The sequence below is a fragment of the Dechloromonas sp. ZS-1 genome, from assembly GCF_039649255.1.
Lineage (GTDB): Bacteria > Pseudomonadota > Gammaproteobacteria > Burkholderiales > Rhodocyclaceae > Azonexus.
In genome coordinates this window covers 33355-46478 of record NZ_JBDIYD010000004.1, presented here as the reverse complement: position 1 = coordinate 46478, position 13124 = coordinate 33355, and the positions used below count along the sequence as shown (strand labels likewise).

The 13124-nt window shown below is 58.9% G+C and carries 15 protein-coding genes; 6 read left to right on the top strand and 9 right to left on the bottom strand.

Annotated features, from left to right (window positions below; genetic code table 11):
- The 6 genes from AACO21_RS07600 to AACO21_RS07575 all read left to right on the top strand — a co-directional run bounded on the left by AACO21_RS07600 (position 1) and on the right by AACO21_RS07575 (position 7126).
- Entirely contained in the window at positions 1-1314 is a 1314-nt protein-coding gene (locus AACO21_RS07600) for a flagellar hook protein FlgE (protein ID WP_346191912.1), read from the top strand.
- A gap of 175 nt (positions 1315-1489) precedes the next feature.
- A complete protein-coding gene (locus tag AACO21_RS07595; RefSeq protein WP_346192108.1) occupies positions 1490-2485 on the top strand; it encodes a flagellar basal body P-ring protein FlgI in 996 nt (331 codons plus the stop codon).
- Between the two features lie 11 nt (positions 2486-2496).
- The gene (flgJ, locus tag AACO21_RS07590) at positions 2497-3480 is read left to right on the top strand and encodes a flagellar assembly peptidoglycan hydrolase FlgJ (protein ID WP_346191911.1); all 984 of its coding nucleotides are present in this window, start codon (positions 2497-2499) and stop codon (positions 3478-3480) included.
- Between the two features lie 66 nt (positions 3481-3546).
- Entirely contained in the window at positions 3547-5682 is a 2136-nt protein-coding gene (gene flgK / locus AACO21_RS07585; protein ID WP_346191910.1) for a flagellar hook-associated protein FlgK, read from the top strand.
- A gap of 14 nt (positions 5683-5696) precedes the next feature.
- Positions 5697-6650, top strand: coding sequence for a flagellar hook-associated protein FlgL (gene flgL / locus AACO21_RS07580; protein WP_346191909.1), 954 nt, complete (start codon positions 5697-5699; stop codon positions 6648-6650).
- Positions 6647-7126, top strand: coding sequence for a hypothetical protein (locus AACO21_RS07575; RefSeq protein WP_346191908.1), 480 nt, complete (start codon positions 6647-6649; stop codon positions 7124-7126). Before flgL ends, AACO21_RS07575 begins: the two co-directional genes overlap by 4 nt.
- Before the next feature lie 6 nt (positions 7127-7132).
- Here the strand turns inward: AACO21_RS07575 and fliR are convergent, their stop codons facing one another.
- From fliR to fliJ, 9 genes are all read right to left on the bottom strand, one after another.
- On the bottom strand, positions 7133-7918 hold the full coding sequence (gene fliR / locus AACO21_RS07570) for a flagellar biosynthetic protein FliR (RefSeq protein ID WP_346191907.1): 786 nt from the start codon (positions 7916-7918) through the stop codon (positions 7133-7135).
- 2 nt (positions 7919-7920) lie between these two features.
- Complete coding sequence (fliQ, locus tag AACO21_RS07565) at positions 7921-8190, bottom strand: flagellar biosynthesis protein FliQ (protein WP_346191906.1); 270 nt, start codon at positions 8188-8190, stop codon at positions 7921-7923.
- Entirely contained in the window at positions 8187-8930 is a 744-nt protein-coding gene (gene fliP / locus AACO21_RS07560; protein WP_346191905.1) for a flagellar type III secretion system pore protein FliP, read from the bottom strand. The genes fliQ and fliP overlap by 4 nt, the downstream gene beginning before the upstream one ends.
- Positions 8923-9342, bottom strand: a complete 420-nt coding sequence (gene fliO / locus AACO21_RS07555) for a flagellar biosynthetic protein FliO (RefSeq protein ID WP_346191904.1) — start codon at positions 9340-9342, stop codon at positions 8923-8925. The genes fliP and fliO overlap by 8 nt, the downstream gene beginning before the upstream one ends.
- Positions 9343-9432: 90 nt before the next feature.
- Positions 9433-9858, bottom strand: a complete 426-nt coding sequence (gene fliN, locus AACO21_RS07550; RefSeq protein ID WP_346191903.1) for a flagellar motor switch protein FliN — start codon at positions 9856-9858, stop codon at positions 9433-9435.
- Positions 9851-10867: a flagellar motor switch protein FliM gene (gene fliM, locus AACO21_RS07545; protein WP_346191902.1), complete on the bottom strand. Its 1017-nt coding sequence runs from the start codon at positions 10865-10867 to the stop codon at positions 9851-9853. The genes fliN and fliM overlap by 8 nt, the downstream gene beginning before the upstream one ends.
- Positions 10868-10873: 6 nt before the next feature.
- Complete coding sequence (locus AACO21_RS07540) at positions 10874-11437, bottom strand: flagellar basal body-associated FliL family protein (protein WP_346191901.1); 564 nt, start codon at positions 11435-11437, stop codon at positions 10874-10876.
- Between the two features lie 30 nt (positions 11438-11467).
- Positions 11468-12553: a flagellar hook-length control protein FliK gene (locus AACO21_RS07535; RefSeq protein ID WP_346191900.1), complete on the bottom strand. Its 1086-nt coding sequence runs from the start codon at positions 12551-12553 to the stop codon at positions 11468-11470.
- Positions 12554-12671: 118 nt separating this feature from the next.
- The gene (gene fliJ, locus AACO21_RS07530; RefSeq protein ID WP_346191899.1) at positions 12672-13121 is read right to left on the bottom strand and encodes a flagellar export protein FliJ; all 450 of its coding nucleotides are present in this window, start codon (positions 13119-13121) and stop codon (positions 12672-12674) included.
- Between the last annotated feature and the right edge of the window lie 3 nt (positions 13122-13124).

The window sequence follows — 13124 nt, the reverse complement described above, 5'->3', positions numbered from 1 at the left end:
ATGGCGTTCGTCCAGGCTTTGAGCGGGTTGTACAGTTCCTCTATCGGGCTCGACACAATCAGCAGCAACATCGCGAACGCGAGTACGGCAGGTTACAAGCGTTCGCGTGCCGAATTTTCGGATATTTTTGAGTCCCGCCTGAAGAATGGTGTCGGGCACGGCGCGTTGGCCCCTTCGGTCGAGCAGCAATTTACGCAGGGTAGCTTCAAGACGACCAACAATGATCTTGATTTCTCGATCAACGGCAATGGCATGTTCCGTGTGGTGGATGGCCTGACGGGCACGACTTCCAATGTTGCCTATACCCGCAACGGTGAGTTTCGCTATGCGCTGGGGCCGACAACGACAGGTACGGCCTCGGCTGAGCGATATATTCAGAACGCCCAAGGTAATTATCTGACGGGCTGGGCTGAAGGCGTGGCGACAACCGCGACACCCGAACCGATCCGGCTGGTGGCCAGCATGGCCGCGAATGCGACATCGACCAGCAGCATGCGCGTTAATCTGGATGATCGTGCAGCGCTGATTCCGGCGACTAAAACTTTCAGTGCCACTGACCCGACCAGTTTTAACTGGTCGACCTCGCAACAAGTATTTTCCGGGGTCGATGGCGATACGACGCCGCATAATCTGACCTTGTATTTTGCCCGGCAGCCGAGTGCGACAGATCCCACGCTCAAGAGTAACAACTGGTCGGTCTATGCATTTTTGGATGGTCAGGCAGCCGGCGGGCCGCAAACCCTGAATTTTGATGCTCAAGGGAAGTTGACCGCAGGCAATGCGCTGGCTGTCTCTGGGAGTGTGAATGCAACCGTGCTGACCGTGAGCGGACAGACCGGGGCTGTCACGTCCAGCACCACGACGCCGACCGCGCTCTCGATTGCGCTGGATCTGTCGAATAGCAGCCAGTTTGCGTCAGGTTATGACCTCGGTTCCTCCATCCAGGACGGTTACAAGGATGGCTTTCTCGCCTCGACCTCGCTGGAACCCGATGGGACTTTGGTTGGGCGATACTCCAATAGCCAGACTCAGAACATGGGCCGGGTGGCCTTGGCGACCTTCATCAATCCCAATGGTCTGAAATCCATTGGCGATAATCTCTGGCAAGAAACGAGCTACTCGGGTACCGCGGCGATCGGTGCTGCCGGCTCAGGCGGCAGGGGCGTCATGAATGATTATTCGCTTGAAGAGTCGAATGTCGATCTGGCCGATGAGTTGGTGAACATGATCATCATGCAGCGGAATTACCAGGCGAACGCCCAGACCATCAAGACGCAGGACGAAATGCTGCGGAATCTGGCCGGCTTACGCTGATTTATTTGCCCTGATACCGATCGAACCGTGCCCGATGGCACGGTTTTTTCTTTGGTACTCGTGATTTGTGAAAGTGATCACTTGGAGGCGCATCATGGTTCAAAAAGGCGGCAAATGGTTCCGGCTGGCGGCAAGCTTCGCCGCATTGTGTGTGCCGCTTTGCCTGCAGCCCGTGATGGCGGAGCGCATCAAGGACCTGGCCAGCGTGCAGGGGGTCCGGAACAACCAGCTGGTGGGATACGGCTTGGTCGTGGGGCTCGATAATACCGGCGACCAGACGACTCAGACGCCGTTTACGACCCAGGCGGTGGGCAACATGCTTTCCCAGATGGGCGTGAATCTGCCGCCGGAGCAGACCGCCAAGCTGCAGCTCAAAAACGTGGCGGCCGTGATGTTGACCGCGACCTTGCCGCCTTTCGCCAAACCCGGTCAGCCCATCGATGTCACCGTTTCTTCCATGGGCAATGCCAAGAGTCTGCGGGGTGGCACCTTGCTGATGAGTCAGCTCAAGGGGGCTGATGGGCAGGTTTATGCTGTGGCGCAGGGGAATGTGTTGGTCGGTGGCGTGGGGGCGGCGACCGGTAATTCGAAGGTCACGATCAATCATCTGTCGGCAGGGCGTATTCCGGGGGGCGCCACCGTTGAGCGTGCCGTCAATACGCCGGTGGGCCAGGGCGGGTTCGTCTATTACGAATTGAATGGCTCGGATTTCGGTACGGCGCAGCGAATGGTTGAAGCCATCAACAAGCGCATGGGCCCCGGTGTTGCGCAGGCCTTGGACGGTCGCCGGATTGCCGTGCGGGCACCGGAAGGCATGGATGATCGTGTTGCTTTCCTTGGGACGATTGAAGGCCTGGATATCCGTCCGGAAGCGGGGCTTGCTAAAGTGGTGATCAATCCCCGCACCGGCTCGGTGGTCATGAATCAGAAGGTGACCCTGGATGCCTGTGCCGTTTCCCACGGTAATCTCTCTGTGGTGGTGGACGTGCCCAATGGCGATGTGATGGTCAAGCAGGATGCAGGCAGCCTGCATCACATCAAGGCCGGTGCGAATCTCGCTGATATCGTGAAGGCGCTCAACGCCGTCGGCGCCAATCCGATGGACCTGCTCGCCATCCTGCAGGCCATGAAAGCGGCCGGGGCCTTGCGCGCCGAGCTTGAAATCATCTGATCGCCCAGGCTATGTCGAGCAAGATTCAAAACACGCCAAACCGGGCCGCATTCGATGTGCGTTCGGCGCAGGATTTGCGGACGCAGTTCCAGAAAGATCCGAAAGAGGGTTTGAAGGCGGCTGCGCAGCAGTTTGAGACGCTCTTCCTGCAGATGGTCATGAAAAGCATGCGCGACGCAGTGCCGCAGGATGGCATGCTCGACAGCGACTCCTCGCGTATGTACACCGGTTTGCTGGATCAGCAGCTGGCGCAGAACATGGCGAGTTCCGGCAAAGGGATCGGCTTTGCCAAACTGATTGAACAGCAGTTGGGGCGCCATTTGAGTGGAACCCCTGAAGCGGCTGCCGAGCAATTGAACGCACCGGCAAATGCTGCCGCAGAAGCGAATACCCTGCCGTTGACGGCCTCTGACAGCCGGCATTTGCAGTATCGGCAGGTGCTGAGCCAGATGCCGACCTCGGCAGCCTATGCGATCAAAAACGAGGGGGCGGCAACGGCTGCCGCTACCACATCTGAGCCGCCGGCCAACGCCGGCGACTTCGTGAATCGTGTCTGGCCGCATGCCGTCGAGGCGTCACGGTCAACCGGAATTCCACCGCAATTTCTGGTCGCGCATGCGGCACTGGAGACCGGGTGGGGCAAAAGCGAAATCCGGCGTGCGGATGGCAATGCCAGCCATAACCTGTTCGGGATCAAGGCTGGGCGCAGCTGGCAGGGTGAGACCGTCGAGGCGCGGACGACCGAATATGTGAATGGTCAGGCAACACAGTCCGTCGAGCGATTTCGTGCTTATGACTCCTACGAAGCGTCTTTCAAGGACTACGCTAATCTCCTGCGGAACAACCCGCGCTTTGGCGCCGTGATTGGTTCCCAGAATGGCACAGACTTTGCTCAACGCTTGCAACAGGCAGGTTATGCCACCGATCCGATGTATGCAGACAAGCTCTCCCGCATCATCAATGGGCCCACGCTTCGGCAGGCACTGATCGGCTGATGGACAGACCGGCCGGCTCAACTTTCTGAGGGCCGGGTCGATATAAAGGCAGGATAGGAGCAGGCCATGGCAGGTATTTTCGGAATCGGCATTTCGGGTATTCAGGCAGCCCAAATGGGCATGCTGGTGACCCAGCACAACATCACGAATGCCAACACCCAGGGCTACAACCGCCAGTCGACCATCCAGACTACCTCGACGCCGGTCGGCTTTGCCAGTGGTTTCATGGGGAATGGTACCCAGGTGACGACCGTGGCCCGCCAATACAATCAGTTTCTGACGGACCAGGTTCGGACGTCGGGTACCGAATACAGCTCGCTGGACACCTATTTCAAGCAAATTCAGGTCGTGGACGATCTGCTGGCCGATGCCAATGCAGGGGTGTCGCCCGCGTTGCAGGACTTTTTCAAGGGCGTGCAGCAGGTCTCGGCCAATCCCTCCTCCTTGCCTGCCCGGCAGAGCATGGTGTCGGCGGCGCAAACCCTGGTGTCCCGCTTGCAGAGCGTGGATGGCCGGATTTCCGAGCTGTATGCGCAGGTGAACCTGCAAGTCAGCGATACGGTGGCGCTGATCAATACCTATGGCCAGCAGATCGCCAAACTGAACGAGCAGATTACCGTCGCGCAGTCGGCGGTGAATCAGCCCGCCAATGACCTGCTTGATCAGCGCGATCAATTGCTGACTGAGTTGAACAAGCTGATCAAGGTGGAAACCATCCCGATTGGCAACAATGGCATCGAGGTCATGATCGGCAAGGGGCAGGTGCTGGTGCTGGGGAGCCAGGCGAACCAATTGACGGCAGTGCGTTCTTCGGTTGACCCGCAGCGTACGGCAGTAGCCATCGATCTGGGCAGCGGGAAGCAGGAGTTACCCGAGGACATCATCACCGGGGGGGAACTCGGTGGCATGTTCCGCTTCCGCAGTGAAACGCTCGATAAAGCGGTCAACTCGCTCGGCAAGGTCGCGGCCAATCTCGCCCTGACCTTCAATGCGCAGCATGCAACCGGGATGGACTTGCTGGGCAATAGCGCCTCGGTTGCGGGGACGGTCGACGCCGGTTTCGTGGCCAATTTCTTTACGCTCAGCCAGCCCAAGGTCATTCCGTCCAATGCCAACGGCCCCGTGGTGTCCGCCAGCTTTACGACGCCGACCTTGACCTCTTCTCCTGCCGGAAACTATTTCACCGATCTCACCAATAGTGACTACAAGTTGGAATTTCGGGGCGGGAGTTTCACGCTGACGCGGCTGAATGACAACGTGACCTGGACGGCGAGCAGTATTGCTGCGCTGAATACCCAGATTACCGACCGTACTGATAGTCGCGGTGCGCAAGGCTTCACCTTGTCTGACAATGGTACGGCCTATACGGACGGCGACTCTTTCCTGATCGAGCCGACACGTGAAATGGCCAAGAATATCGGTATCGATACGCGGATCAGCGCAGATGTACGCCTGATTGCGGCGGCGTTGCCGATTCGCGCCTCGGTCTCGCTGACGAATCTGGGCTCGATGAAGGCGACGGTCAACCGCGTTTCGGTGGATGCCGGTGGCGCCGCCGTTCCCGGGCCTGCTTATCCGGTGAAGATCGGCATCAGCGCAACCGGGGATAGCCTGACGCTGGGTGATGCCGGCGGGCCGTACAGCGTGACCAATCCGGGGCCTTTCCAGGTGACTGCCTATCCTTTGAACGGCGGGGCACCGACGACTTACACCCTTGAGTATCCGGCATCCGCAACGCCTCCACCGTTTTCCTCCGGAATGACCTACGAAATCTGGGATGGCAGCAGCCGGGTGCAATTCACGGTGAGTGGTACGCCGAAGCCGGGCGACACCTTCTCCCTGGACATGAACGATGCCAGTACCGGAAAGGCGATCGGCGTCTCGGACAGTGGCAACATGCTGTTGCTGGGCAAACTGCAGACCCAGAGCACGGCAGACGGCGGCGCGACGAGCTACCAAGGTGTCTATGCGCAGCTTGTGTCCGATATTGGCAACAAGGCACGCGAGGTCGAGGTGACCAAGGATGCTCAGAAGACGCTCCTGGATCAGGCGGATGCCTCCCGCACGGCAGAGTCCGGCGTGAATCTCGATGAAGAAGCGGCCAATCTGCTGAAGTTCCAGCAGTTGTACCAGGCGTCCGCGCGCTCGATCAGTATCGGGCAGAAACTGTTTGACGAGTTGCTGTCGATTGCCGGCAACTAACCAGGGGCAAGATCATGAGAGTCAGCACCAATCAAATGTTCTATTCGGGTACCAGTAATATCCTGAATGGCCAAGGCGATCTCTATAAGACCCAGAACCAGCTGTCGACCGGCCGTCGCATCCTGTCGCCGCGTGATAATCCTGTGGATTCGACGGTGGCCTTGATGACCACGCAGTCCAAGGAAGTGAACGCCACCTTCATGAAAAACCAGGAGATGGCGGGAGAAACGCTCTCCGCGATGGAAAACCAATTGGGTCAGGCGACCGATCTGCTTCAGAACATCCTGTCGCGCAGCATCCAGGGGGGGAACAGCAGCTATAACCCGCAGCAGAAACAGGCCATTGCCGAAGAATTGAAGCGCAATCTGGAAAGCCTGATCGATGTCGCCAACGCACGTGACGGCGAGGGTAACTATTTGTTCGCCGGCAATGTCACCAATGCCAAGCCTTTTGCGGTGACTGGCAGTGGCGGCAACTATTCGCTGGGTGGCACGACTCTGGTCACCTATTCAGGCGATGATGGCACGCGCACCCTCCAGGTGGGGCCCTCGCAGGATATTGCGACCAGTGAATCCGGGCAGCAGGTGTTCATGCGCATCACCAATGCCAGCGGCGATGTTCAGGGGCGCAGTATCTTTGATGCCGTGAAGAACATGATTGATAACCTGGATTCTTCCAGTGGCGTGACGCCGGCTCCCAGCTACGACCAGGCGCTGGGTGATTTGCATGCCGCGCTCGATCATGTTTCCCGTATTCGGGCGAGTGTGGGCGCCAGCCTGAACCAACTCGAAGCTTTGAATACGGCCTCCGGTGATATGTCTGTTCAATACGAGAGTCGTCTCGCCAAGTTGGAGGGGCTAGACTACGCCGAGGCCATTTCACGCTTGAGCCAGCAGCAGATGCAGTTGCAGGCTGCGCAGCAGTCTTTCGCCAAAACCTCGCAATTGAGCCTGTTCAATCAGATATGAAACGGTGTCGTCTGCTTGTTGCCGCGCTGGCATCCGTCGTGCTGAGTGCGTGTACGGTGACCGGGACGGGTGGGCGTCCGCTGGTGCCCGATAAGTCATTGAACCTGATTGCCGGAAATTCGGTTGCACTCTCGACCATTGCAACGGCGGCCTTGTGGGCGGCAGCGGTGCATGTCATTTACGACCCGCTGGCACCGAACTGGGAGATCGAGGAAACCCGTCTGTCTGATGACACCTATCGTTTTTCGATGAAGATGAAGCGATATCACACCGGCGGGGCGGGCGAGTCCATGCAGATCATGAAGCGCCGAGCCAGTCAGCTACAGTACGAGCAGGGGTATGCGCTCTATCAGATCCTTGAGTATGCCGAAGGGATCGATTCGCAGACTCTGGGTGCGCGTCGTATGGCCGAGGGCACGATACGTCTGGTGCAGCGTCAGGGCGCGGACTCATTCCAGTTGAACGGTTCGCCTTGAGTGCCCTCAGGGCTTTGCAGGAACCGCAAAGCCCAGCATGGCGCTGAGCGCATATTCGTACAGTGCCTGTAGCGGTGTGGCGAGATAGTTCAGGCACAGCGCGAGCCCTACAAAACCGATGGTCAGGGTGAGTGGAAATCCCAGCGCAAAAATGTTCAATTGCGGCGCGGCGCGGGTCAGGACCGCGAGTGCAATGTTGGTGATGAGCAGGGCAATGACGATCGGTAATGCGATCAGCAGGCCGGTTGCAAAAATTTTTCCGCCCAGTTCAACCAGATTGAGCCAACTCCCTGTCCCCAGGGTAATGGGGGCAACGGGAATGGCCTGGAAGCTTTGAGCAAGGGTGGCTACGTAAATCAGATGTCCGTTGAGTGACAGAAACAAAAGCATTGAGATCAGGCTCAGGAATTCTGCGATGACGGGGGTCTGAGCGGAATTGAGCGGGTCGTAGAAGGTGGCGAAGCCTAGGCCCATCTGCAGGCCGATCAGTTCTCCTGCCATTTCCAATGAACTCAGGACAATGCGAGCAGAAAACCCCATGGCAATCCCGATTAGCATTTGCTGCGCCAGAATCCAGAGGCCATTCAGGGAGCCCGGCGCGACGGTGGGCATGGGCGGCAAGGCGGGGGCAATGGCCAGTGTGATGGCCAATCCCAGAAACAGACGGACCCGTTTGGGAATGCCTGCCACGTTCCAGAGTGGCGCTGCGGCAATGAAGCCCAGGATGCGCACCAGCGGATAGGCAAAGGCGGCGATCCACGCATCCAGTTGTGCGGTGGTCAGGCTGATCATGCCTAGCCGATCAATTGGGGAATGCTCTCGAAGAGACGCTGGATATAGTCGACCATGTATTGCAGCATCCATGGGCCGGCCAGCAGCAACACCAGGAACATGACGACCAGTTTGGGCACGAATTGCAGGGTCGATTCGTTCAACTGAGTGGCCGCCTGAAAAATACTGATGATCAGGCCGACGACCAGCGCCGTGATGAGCAAGGGCGCCGAAATCATCAAGGTCACCTCAATGGCCTGCCGGCCAATTTCCATGACGACGCCCGGAGTCATGTGCCAAAGCTCTGCACGAGGGAGCCGATCACCAGATGCCAGCCATCCACCAGCACGAAGAGCATCAATTTGAAAGGCAAAGCGATCATGACCGGGGACATCATCATCATCCCCATCGACATCAGCAGTGAGGCGACCACCATGTCGATGACCAGAAAGGGAATGAACAGGATGAAACCAATCTGGAAGGCAGTTTTGAGTTCGCTGATCACGAAGGCGGGAATGAGAACGCGGAGCGGCGTGTCTTCCGGCTTCTCAATACGGTCGACCTTGGCCACGCCGGCAAACATGGCGAGGTCCGCCTCCCGGGTTTGCTTCAGCATGAAGGTGCGCATCGGGACGGCTGCCCGTTCGCCGGCCTGAATAATGTTGATCTTGTTTTCCGCGAGCGGGACATAGGCTTCGTTATAAACACGCTCCAGCGTCGGGCCCATGATGAAAAAGGTGAGAAAGAGCGAGAGGCCGATCAAAACCTGATTCGGCGGGGCCGTCGTCGTTCCCATGGCGTGGCGGAGCAGGGAAAGCACGATGATGATGCGGGTGAAGCTGGTCATCATGAGCAGGGCTGCCGGGATGAAGGTCAGCGCCGTCATCATCAGCAGCATCTGGATGGTCAGGGAGTACGTGGTCCCTCCGCTGCCTGCCGGGGTGCTGGTGATGGCCGGTAGGCCGGTGGCTTGGGCGAAGGCCAGGCCCGCCGGCAAAAGAAGCGCTCCGAGCGCGAAAATTCGCTTAAGCATTATTGTTGCGGCGTTCACTGACTGACTGCAGCCAAGTGGTGAAAGAGGGGGTTGGGGCGGCGGCGAGATCCTCCGGGAGCGGGGCCCCCTTGGGGAGGTGGTGCAGCGTCCGGATTTGCCCGGGAACAATGCCAATGACCAGCCAGGTTTCACCGACTTCGACGAGCACCAGGCGTTCTCGCGGGCCCAGCGCAATGCCGCCAATCACCTTCATGCCGCCTTGGCCAAACATCCGGCCGCCAGAGACTTTGCGCGCCAGCCATGCTGTTCCCAGCAAAACGGCCACAATCAGAAGGAGGGCCAGCAGGGCCTGCACGTAGCTGCCGGTGCCGATGCCATTGCTGGATGCGGCGGCCGTCTCGGCAGCAAAGAGTGGCATGGGCAGGAGCGAAAGAAGGAAAAAGCTGCGCACGAAAAAACGGCCTGGCAGGGGTTGGACAGGCCGTTATCTTAAACTGAAAAATTGCCCCCGTCGGCGGTCGACCGTCGGGAAGGGGGAATTTCAGCGATTGATCTTACGCATCCGCTCGGATGGCGTGATGATGTCGGTCAGGCGGATACCGAACTTGTCGTTCACCACCACCACTTCGCCTTGGGCGATCAGGGTGCCATTGACCAGAACATCCATCGGCTCACCGGCCATGGCGTCGAGTTCGACCACCGAGCCATGCGCCAATTGCAGCAGGTTTTTGATGGTGATCTTGGTGCGGCCAAGCTCGACGGTGATCTGGACCGGGATGTCCAGAATCATGTCCAGTTCGTTCAGGATGCCATTGCTGCCGTTGTCAGACCCGAAAGAAGGGAAAATGTTGGCCGGTTGGGCGGCTGCGGCGCCACTGTCCGCCACGACTTGTTCCGCCATGGCGGCAGCCCAGTCGTCTTCACTGATCTGGTCTTCGCCGGCCGTGTTTTCGGTGTCTTCAGACATCTTTTTCTCCCAGGGCCGGTTCAACGGCCTGAATGTCCGCCTGTGCGGCGATGAAACGTTCTACCTTGAGCGCGTACTGACCGTTCTGCTGGCCGTACGTACATTCGATGAGCGGTACTTGGTCGACCACCGCATGAATGCGCTCGGGAATTTGCAGGGGAATGACATCCCCCACTTTCAATTTGAGGATCTGCCCCAGACTGAGTTGTGCAGATCCCAGATTCGCGACGATTTCTACCTCCGCGCCTTGCAATTGCCGGCGCAGGGTGCCGATCCAGCGCTTGTCGGTCGAGATCTGGTCACTCTGCATCGAGCTGTAGAGCAGGTCGCGGATCGGCTCCATCATCGAGTACGGGAAGCAGATGTGCATGTCTGCCGTGGCGCCGCCGAATTCGAGGGTGAAGGTGGTCGAGACGACAATTTCAGCCGGTGTGGCGATGTTTGCGAACTGCGAGTTCATCTCGGAGCGGATGTACTCGAAGCTGATGTCGTAGACCGGCTTCCAGGACTTGGTGTACTCGGCAAACACCACGCCGAGCAAGCCCTGAATGATGCGTTGCTCGGTAGGCGTGAAGTCGCGGCCTTCGACGCGGGTATGGAAACGCCCGTCGCCACCGAACATGTTGTCCACGACCAGGAAAACCAGATTCGGGTCGAAGACAAAGAGGGCGGTACCGCGCAATGGCTTGGCCTGAACCAGGTTCAGGTTGGTCGGGACGACCAGATTGCGGATGAATTCGCTGTATTTCTGAACGCGGATCGGGCCGACCGAAATTTCCGCGTTGCGGTGCATGTAGTTAAAGAGGCCGATGCGCAGGTAGCGGGCAAAACGCTCGTTGATGAGTTCGAGCGTGGGCATCCGCCCGCGGACAATCCGCTCCTGCGTACCCAGATTGTACGTACGGATGCCTTCATCGGCGCCGCCGGACTCTTCGGGGTCGTCGGACTCGCCGGTGACGCCCTTGAGTAGGGCGTCAACCTCGTCCTGGGAGAGAAAATCGCCCGCCATGGCTCCTTACTGGATGATGAAGGAAGTAAACAGGACCGACTTGACCGGACCTTCCGGCATGATCAGTTCGCCTTTCTTGGTACGGATCGGCGGCTCGATGGCCGAGTTGATCTCGTCGCGCAGGGCTTCCGCGAGTTTTTCCTTGCCTTCCTTGGGCTGCAGTTCGGAGGCCTTCTTGCTCGAAAGCAGCAACGTGATGTTGTTGCGAATCTTCGGCATCATCGTTTTCAGTTGAGCATCAGCGGCCGGATCATCCAGTTCCAGCGAGAGAATGACCTGCAGATACTGGTCACCCGTTTCAGGCACCAGATTGACCGTAAACGGCTCAAGGTTGGAAAAGACGGGCGCGTGTTCCTTGCCGTCTTTCTTCTTTTCCTTCTTTTTCGGCTTGGCCGGCTCTTCCGCGACTTCTTCGTCTTCGGCGTGATCGCCCTTCTTCATCAGCATGAAGGCTGCACCGCCGCCACCCAATACGACCAGCAGCACGACAGCCAGGATGATGATCAAGAGCTTCTTGCTTTTCTTGGGGGCTTCTGCGCCTTCTTCTGCCGGTTTGGCTTCCTTGGACATGTGTCCGTCTCCTGTCTATGTCGATGTTATTCAGGCAAACAGGTCAACCAGACCGCTTCCTTGACGGGTGGCACGCGCGCTCACGCCCGTTTCGGTGTTGCCCTGAGCGGGAAGTATAGCGTTTTCATCTGTGCCGCGTCTGCTGCCCGCCATCTGGGCAGCTTGGTCGCGGGCCTGTTGCGGCAGTTGGGCGCCAACGTTGGCGTCGCCTAACTGGATGCCGGCCGAGGCCAGCATTTCACGCAGTTGGGGGAGCGAGTTTTCGACGACCTGACGCACATCGGCGTTCGCGACACCAAAGTTCGCCGTGGCCTGGTCACCATTCAGGCTGAGTGCGATCTGGATCGGCCCGAGTTGCGGCGGATTCAGGGTGATTTGTGCAGTCTGAATATCCTGTTTGGCCAACCAGGTGACGCGTTCGCCAAATCCCTGCGCCCAAGCGTGGTCATGCACGTGAGTGGGCAAATGGGCCGTGTGTGCGCTGGCTGTGGTGGTGGGCTGGAGCGTCGCTGACTGGAGTGCCTGATTGAACGTGGGGGCGTTCGCTGTGCTCGGGGCGGGCTCGGCGGCAATCTTTGCCGATTCTGCGGGTTGACCGTCGGCCCCTGCCAGCTGCTGGAGACTTGCCAACTCGGCATGGTGTCCTTTGCCATCCGGATTGATGCCGGTCAGCAGATCAGCGGGCGCTTGCTGCGTTCCGGTGTTTTGTTGCTGCGCGGGGATCGGGGGCGGCATGCCGATCAGAGCAAGAATCTCGGCGGCTGGTGAGGTGCTGAGTGGGTCTGCGCTGAGCGCCGTGCCGGGGTCTTCGTCGCTTTGGGTTGTCGTGTTGCTCGTCTGCAGGGCATTGCCGGCCAGATAGGTACTGCTCAAACTGCTGCCGCTGGCAGAAAGGGCGGCCTCCAGTGCGGCAATGGCTGCGCCGGGTGAGCTTGTGAGGGCCTCTGCTGCTTGCTGGGTGAGCGGTAGTGCGGCTGCTTGCGGCTGCGCCGAATCCAGTTTGATGTCGGGTGTGTTGCCTTGTCCGAGTTGGCTGAGCAAGGCGGCAAAATCGATGGGTTTGCCATTGGCATCGAGTACCGCTTCGCCCGCCGTTTCGCCCGCCACTTGGCTCATCCCCGCGCCGGGGAGAGCGGTGGATAGGGCGGGGAGGGCTGGCAAATTAGGCATTCCCATTGGTTTTCCGATCGCGGGCAGAGTTGATGCCACTTCGAAAGCAAAGGTTGTGCCGAGTTTAGTCTTTCTCGTCGCGGGTGGCGTATTTGCGCGAGACGTATTCGTCCAGCAGCTTTTGTTCGACCTTGCCTTCTCGGTAGCGCTCGCGGGCGTCGTGGCGTTGGGAGAGCGTGTCGAGCGCTTTCAGGCGTTTGTTCTGGCCTTGCCAGTGTTCCTTGCCGGCGAGCGTGGTGCGTTCTGCCTGGCGGACGGCATGACGCTGCTGTTCAATGGCTTCGTCGATGCGGGCGAGGAAGCTCTGATAATTGGCCAATTCCATCCGGGTGAGTCCGGCGGTGGTGGCTGCCTGCATTTTCTCGGCGTATTCGGCCCGGTATTGGTCCAGGAGTTCAAGGCGGGATTTGGCACTTTGCTCGGCAGCAATCAGTTGCCCCAGGCGCCGTGAGGCTTCGTCGGTACGCTCCTGCATCAGTTCGAGCAAGGGTTGCAGGGAAAACGGGCGGGCCATGGC

What these genes read in the sequence shown, in the direction of transcription:
- AACO21_RS07600 (WP_346191912.1), top strand. Translation starts at nt 1, where the DNA reads ATGGCGTTCGTCCAGGCTTTGAGCGGGTTGTACAGTTCCTCTATCGGG.
- AACO21_RS07595 (WP_346192108.1), top strand. Translation starts at nt 1,490, where the DNA reads ATGGCGGAGCGCATCAAGGACCTGGCCAGCGTGCAGGGGGTCCGGAAC.
- flgJ (WP_346191911.1), top strand. Translation starts at nt 2,497, where the DNA reads ATGTCGAGCAAGATTCAAAACACGCCAAACCGGGCCGCATTCGATGTG.
- flgK (WP_346191910.1), top strand. Translation starts at nt 3,547, where the DNA reads ATGGCAGGTATTTTCGGAATCGGCATTTCGGGTATTCAGGCAGCCCAA.
- flgL (WP_346191909.1), top strand. Translation starts at nt 5,697, where the DNA reads ATGAGAGTCAGCACCAATCAAATGTTCTATTCGGGTACCAGTAATATC.
- AACO21_RS07575 (WP_346191908.1), top strand. Translation starts at nt 6,647, where the DNA reads ATGAAACGGTGTCGTCTGCTTGTTGCCGCGCTGGCATCCGTCGTGCTG.
- fliR (WP_346191907.1), bottom strand. Translation starts at nt 7,918, where the DNA reads ATGATCAGCCTGACCACCGCACAACTGGATGCGTGGATCGCCGCCTTT.
- fliQ (WP_346191906.1), bottom strand. Translation starts at nt 8,190, where the DNA reads ATGACTCCGGGCGTCGTCATGGAAATTGGCCGGCAGGCCATTGAGGTG.
- fliP (WP_346191905.1), bottom strand. Translation starts at nt 8,930, where the DNA reads ATGCTTAAGCGAATTTTCGCGCTCGGAGCGCTTCTTTTGCCGGCGGGC.
- fliN (WP_346191903.1), bottom strand. Translation starts at nt 9,858, where the DNA reads ATGTCTGAAGACACCGAAAACACGGCCGGCGAAGACCAGATCAGTGAA.
- fliM (WP_346191902.1), bottom strand. Translation starts at nt 10,867, where the DNA reads ATGGCGGGCGATTTTCTCTCCCAGGACGAGGTTGACGCCCTACTCAAG.
- AACO21_RS07540 (WP_346191901.1), bottom strand. Translation starts at nt 11,437, where the DNA reads ATGTCCAAGGAAGCCAAACCGGCAGAAGAAGGCGCAGAAGCCCCCAAG.
- AACO21_RS07535 (WP_346191900.1), bottom strand. Translation starts at nt 12,553, where the DNA reads ATGAGCCAAGTGGCGGGCGAAACGGCGGGCGAAGCGGTACTCGATGCC.
- fliJ (WP_346191899.1), bottom strand. Translation starts at nt 13,121, where the DNA reads ATGGCCCGCCCGTTTTCCCTGCAACCCTTGCTCGAACTGATGCAGGAG.